This is a genomic window from Kitasatospora sp. NPDC043950, assembly GCF_056435345.1.
Genome location: NZ_JBWKER010000085.1, coordinates 21460 through 26784 on the forward strand (window position 1 = coordinate 21460; position 5325 = coordinate 26784).

Below are 5325 nucleotides of genomic sequence, written 5' to 3' on the forward strand. Positions count from 1 at the left end.
AACCACCCCTAAACCCCCACACTGGGGCTGAGAACCTTCTTTTCGGCCATTGCTCTATTCCTCCGGCGACTCGCAGGAGGGGGGGGGGGGGGGCCCCCCCCCCCCCCCGGGGCCCCCCCCCCCCCCGGCCCGGAGGGTGTGGCTGCGCCCGGGGCCGGACAGGACCTAGCCGACGGCGCCCGGGAAGAAGGCCCGGGCGTCGAGGTTGCCGTTGCCCTGCAGAGCGCCGATGTTGCCGCCGTTGCCGGTCGCGGCGAGGCCGTTGTTCTGGTTGCTCGCGCCCGAGCCGGTGGCCGTCTGCTGGGTGACGACCACGTTGCCGTGGACGTTGCCGATGACGTTGGCGGAGCCGGTGTTGCTCACGACGCTGCTGTTGGAGTGGTCGATGGCACCGGCGCCGTTGTCGGCGTGGGCGCTGGCGGCGCCGAAGCCGACGAGGAGGAACGCCCCGAGGGCGGTGGCGGCGGCTGCGCGGATACGGGACACGGTGGTCTCCCTGAGCTGGGGGTGCGAAATGTGGCGCGATCCGGAGTGGCCGCTCCGTGGCGCCGTTGCCTGACGTCGCACGTTCAGCATTCACCAGCAGCGTGGACGAACTCCACCAAACAGGTGGCAATTCCCCCGATGGTGTCATGGTGACGCCGTATCCGGAGATAGCCCGACGGTTGCGACGGCGGCATCTCCACTCCTCAAAACTGCTGGTGGAGATGGAAGTTGACGTGCAAGGCGGCAAGGCCGGACAACCCTGAGCTGTCAACGCGGAGTTGACCGAGTTTTCTCAGGGAGAAAGAAATGGTGGCCGGATAGTCGCACTGGCACACTGGGGACCCATGTCTGAAGGTGCCCCGCCCGAGCCCGCCCCCGCCGAGGATCTGCGTACGACCGAGGTCGATCTCGGCGGACTGGTGAACGTCCTCGCCACCCACCTCTACTCCACCCCGCTGGTCGCTCTGCGCGAACTCGTCCAGAACGCCCACGACTCGCACACCCGCCGACTCCTGGAGGACCCGGACGGCGACCACCGCCCGCTGATCCGGGTGCGCGGCGACGCCGCCCGGCGGACCGTCTCCATCGAGGACACCGGCGCCGGCCTCACCGAGCCGGAGATCCATGCCTACCTCGCCACCGTCGGCACCGGCTACACCCGGATGCTGCGCGACCTCACCGGCAACCAGGAGCTGATCGGCGCCTTCGGCCTCGGCTTCCTCTCCGCCTTCTCGGTGGCCGACGAGGTCGCCGTCACCACCACCTCGCACCGCGAACCGCACCTCGGCCACCGCTACCGCAGCCGGGGCGGCGAGCAGTACCAGGTCGACCCGGTGCCCGCCCGGCCCCGCCCCGGCACGGTCGTCGAGCTGACCCTCAAGGCCGAACACGCCCACCTCGCCGACGAGGACGCGCTGCGCGACGTGCTCGGCCGGTACTGCGTGCTGCTGCCGATCCCGGTCCACGTCGGCGACGACGAGCAGCCCGTCAACAACGTCGAGGTGCCCTGGCGCCACAGCGTGCCGGGTGACCAGCACGCCGCCCGGATGCGCTTCGCCACCGCCTTCGGCCGCCGCTTCGAGCCGCTCACCGCCTTCCCCGTCCACCCGGCCGAGGGCGGCACCGGGGGAGGGGCCGCGGGCGGCACCGACGCGATCGGCCTGCTCTGGGTCCAGGACGGCGGCACTTACGGCAGCAGCGACAACCGCGACCTCGCCGTCTACCTGCGCGGCATGCTGCTCGCCGAGGACGCCCGCGACCTGCTGCCCAGCTGGGCCGGGTTCATCGGCGGCGTGGTCGAGTCCAGCCGGCTCACCCCCACCGCCAGCCGCGAGGACCTCCAGCGCGACGACCACTACCGCGCACTCCAGCGCGCCCTCACCGACGCCATCGTCGACGGCCTGTACGAGACCGCCCGGCTGCGGCCCGCCGCCTGGCGCCGCATCCTCACCCGGCACGGCCAGGACCTGCTCGGCGCCGCGCTCTGCGACGAGCGGCTGTTCACCCTGCTCGCCGACGACGTCCCCGTCCCCACCTCCCAGGGCGACCTCACCGCCGGCGCGCTGCGGGCCGCGGGCGGGGGCGCGGTGCACGTCGCGCTCGGCAGCGGCGGCGGCTTCGAGGAGATGCTGTACCGGGCGATGCGGGTGCCGATCGCCCGCGGCGACCGCTACGCCGTCCTGCCCTTCCTGCGCCGCTACGCCCAGCTGCGCGGCTGCCGCCTGGTCGAGCTGGGCAGCGAGCACGGCGACCGCGAGCTGTTCCGCGACCCGGAGCGCCCGCTGCCGGCCGGCGAGGCGGCCTGGCTGGCCGGCGCCCTCGCGGACGAGGGCGAGCAGCTCGTCCCTGCCCGGTTCGACCCGCCCGGCCTGCCGCTGGTCCTGGTGCCGGACCGCGAGGCCGAGCTGAAGGCCCGGATCGAGGACGACCAGGCCGACGCCCGGATCCCGTCCGCGGCGCTGCGGCTGGCCCGGGCGTTCACCGCCCGCACCGACGGCGAGGTCAGGGCCCGCCTCTACCTCAACCTGTCCTGCCCGGCCGTGCTGGACCTGCTCGCCGCCTACCGCGCCGGGCACACCGGCAGCGCCACGGCGGCGGGGCTGCTCCGCTCGCTCAAGGTGATCATGGCAGCCGCCTCGGCGGGCCCGGCCGGCTCGTCCGGAGGCGACCTCACCGCCGCGCTGTCCGGCGTCGGCACCGCGGTCTCGGCACTGACCGCCGCCGTCCCGGCCGGCCTGCCGGGCGTCCCGGACACCCTCGGCGCCCTCCCGGACGAGGCGTGACGGACGGATTGTCAGTGGTCCGCGGTAGACATCACATCAGCACCACGCAGGGGGACACCACATGAGTACCGACATCTGGGCCTGGGTCCACGACGCCCACCGCCAGCTGGCCGAGGCCGGCCACCGGCGGCTGGCCGACGCCATCTACGAGCTGCCCGGCCACGCCAACGAGGGCCGCAACGACCAGGTGGACGCCGTCTACCCGGAGGCGCTGGCCGCCTCCCGGGCGCTCGGCCTGCCCTGGGTCGAGGTCTACCTGCGGCACTGGCGGATGCAGAACCTGCTGAACAAGCGCCACCAGGGCGAGCAGGCCCTGCCCGAGGCGGTCGACCTGCTGGAGTTCGCCCACCGCGAGGAGACGGCGGGCTGCCCGCAGTCCGTCTGCGTGGTGCAGGACTTCGCGATCTGCCACGCCCGGGTCGACGGCCCCGGCTACGTGCCGGAGCGGCTGGCGGTGCTCGGCGAGACGCTGGAGCGGATCGAGCCCGGCCGCGCCTGCTTCGACTGCCTCTCCCGCGAGTACTCCGACGCGCTGGAGGACGACGGCCGCCACACCGAGGCGCTCGCCCACCTGGACACCGCCGCCACCCGGATCCAGGCGGCCGGCGAGCGGCTCTCGCTGCACTTCCACCACGCCCGGGCCGGCACCCTGCACCGGCTCGGCCGGCACCAGGAGGTGCTCGCGCTGCTCGACACCGCCGAGCAGGCCGAGCGCTCCCGCGGCCACGAGATCGACGAGAGCGACCGGCTCTGGGGCGGCCTGCTGCGGGCCCGCGCGCTGGCCTCGCTCGGTCGGACGGAGGAGGCGCTGGCGCTGCTGCCCGACCGGGAGGCCGCCGAGCGCCACGCCGACCTGCGGGACGGCTGGACGCACACGGTCGAGCTGCTGGTCGCGGCCGGCGCCTGGGAGAACGACGCCGAGCTGGGCGCCGCCGTGGCCGGCTGGGTCGGCTACCTGGACGGCACCGGCTCGCACCGCCCGTGCGTGGACCTGCTGCTGGCGGCGGGTCGGCTCGCCCTCGCCCGCGGCGCCCGGACGGTGGCGCTGACCCTCGCCGCGACCGGGGAGCGCAAGCTCGCCCAGCTGCGCCGCACCGACGGCGTGGCCGCGGAGGTCGCCGCGCTGCGGGCGGCCGCCGAGGCGCTGCCGGAGCCCGAGCTGCCCGTCCCGCCCGGCGAGCTGGCGGCGCACCTGGCCGAGGTCGGTGTGCCCTACGAGACCGGCGCCGACCTGCTCTCCGTCGCCCTGGACCAGTACCGGGGCGAGCCGGCCGGTGCCACCGAACTGGCCGTCAACCTGGCCGCGGTGCTCGGCGGCCTCGGCCACGCCCGGGCCGCCGGCGACCTGCTCTGGCACTGGCTCGACACCGCCCCGACCGACGAGGTGCTGATCGGCATGCTCGGCTCCGCCCTGATCGACGCGGGGGACGGCGAGGGCGTCCGCCGCCTCGCCGACCGGCTGGCCGACGACAGCCCGGAGGACGGGCACTGGATACGCGCCCGCTGGGCCGCCGCCGAGGGCCGCTGGGCCGAGGTGCTGGAGCAGTGCGAGGCGATCCTGGCCCTGGACGCCGGCCGGATCAACACCCGCCGGCTGGCCGCCGGCGCCGCCACCGAGCTGGGCGACCACGCCACCGCGCAGCGGCTGTACCAGGAGCTCCTGGAGCACGCGCTGCCCGCCGAGGCCGCCCCGGAGGAGGAGCGCCACCGCACCGTCCAGGAGTCCGACCTCTGGCACCTGATCACGGCGGCCACCGCCAACCGGGACTGGGCCGCGGTCCGTTCCGCCGGCGCGCTGCTCGGCATCGAGTTCGACGAGCCCGAGGGGCCGGTGGACGAGGAGTGGCAGCTGGTCACCGTCCGGGCCACCCGCACCAACGGCGCCACCGCCGACCTGCCCGCCGTCCGCACCGGTCCGGCCACCGCCCGGATCCTGCCGGTGCTCGGCGAAGACCTGACGCTCAACCACGGCGACGTGGTGGTCTTCGCCCCGGCGCTGCTGGAGCCGCCGCCGGCCGAGGACGCCCCCGAGGAGGAGCGGCGCGGCTGGCGCCCGGTGTTCGAGCTGCTCACCCTGCTCGACCCGGCGGGGTACACCACGTACTGGATCGACGGCGGCTGGCCCGGCGACGAGCCGTGGGCGGCGCTGCGCGAGAGCCTCCAGCAGGCCGGCTACGCGGTCTGGGCGTACAGCGGGGAGCAGTACCGCATCACCGACCCGGCCGACGAGGACGGCACGCTGCCCGGCGTGTACGCCGCCCTCGGGGTGCCGCCGACGGCCTCCGCCGCCGAGGCCGACGCGCTGCTGCACCGGCTCACCGGGGACTGGGCGCACCCGCTCGCCTGGCTCGACCTGGCCAAGGCGGCGGGCGCGGACGCCGCCCGGCACGAGGAGGTCGTCGAGCGCTACGGCCTCTGACCCGGTCCGGCCCCGGCCGCCGGCCCCGGTCTGGTCCGGCCCCGGCCCGGGGGGGGGGGGGGGGGGGGGGGGGGGGGGGGGGGGGGGGGGGGGGGGGGGGGGGGGGGGGGGGGGGGGGGGGGGGGGGGGGGGGGGGGG

Annotated in this window: 3 protein-coding genes; 2 read left to right on the top strand and 1 reads right to left on the bottom strand. The window is 75.7% G+C overall.

Annotated features, from left to right (window positions below; genetic code table 11):
- Positions 1-165: 165 nt before the first annotated feature.
- The gene (locus AC07BF_RS35345) at positions 166-486 is read right to left on the bottom strand and encodes a hypothetical protein (RefSeq protein WP_363582406.1); all 321 of its coding nucleotides are present in this window, start codon (positions 484-486) and stop codon (positions 166-168) included.
- A 344-nt stretch (positions 487-830) separates the two neighbouring features.
- On the opposite strand from AC07BF_RS35345, the gene AC07BF_RS35350 reads away from it, so the two are divergent.
- Together AC07BF_RS35350 and AC07BF_RS35355 are read left to right on the top strand one after the other, a co-directional pair.
- Positions 831-2768: an ATP-binding protein gene (locus AC07BF_RS35350; protein ID WP_363631810.1), complete on the top strand. Its 1938-nt coding sequence runs from the start codon at positions 831-833 to the stop codon at positions 2766-2768.
- A 61-nt stretch (positions 2769-2829) separates the two neighbouring features.
- Positions 2830-5187 (top strand): hypothetical protein, encoded by a 2358-nt coding sequence (locus AC07BF_RS35355; RefSeq protein WP_400986223.1) that lies wholly within the window; start codon positions 2830-2832, stop codon positions 5185-5187.
- Positions 5188-5325 lie beyond the last annotated feature (138 nt).

What these genes read in the sequence shown, in the direction of transcription:
- AC07BF_RS35355 (WP_400986223.1), top strand. Translation starts at nt 2,830, where the DNA reads ATGAGTACCGACATCTGGGCCTGGGTCCACGACGCCCACCGCCAGCTG.
- AC07BF_RS35350 (WP_363631810.1), top strand. Translation starts at nt 831, where the DNA reads ATGTCTGAAGGTGCCCCGCCCGAGCCCGCCCCCGCCGAGGATCTGCGT.